At 42.6% G+C, this 343-nt stretch carries 1 riboswitch.

The window, feature by feature from the left end:
* Positions 1-20: 20 nt before the first annotated feature.
* A riboswitch (Fluoride riboswitch) is annotated at positions 21-82 on the reverse strand.
* Positions 83-343 lie beyond the last annotated feature (261 nt).

A 343-nucleotide genomic window follows, 5' to 3' on the forward strand; every position in this document is an offset into this window, starting at 1 on the left:
GACTCCTACCAGGAAAGCGACCTCTGGTAGGAGTCATTAGCCTCGAAAAGCGGTTATGGCGAACTCCATCGCCTCATTCAATTTGCATTCATTGTAATGGAACAGAGGTTTGCGTGTCAATAGGACAACCCGCTATGAAGCAGGTATATGATACTTGAGATTACTCAGCATGGTTTGGAGCATCGATGGATTGGGGCATGGATTTTTTTCAGGAGGAGAAATTCAACATGTCCATGGACGAAGAATATGCCATATTTTATCATTGTAAATGATAATGAGAATCAATATCACAGGATCGAGGAGAGAATGATGTCATCAAACACGTCCAAGCCAAGACTTTCAG

Origin of the sequence: Streptomyces sp. URMC 124 (assembly GCF_051386455.1) — a bacterium.
GTDB lineage: Bacteria > Actinomycetota > Actinomycetes > Streptomycetales > Streptomycetaceae > Streptomyces.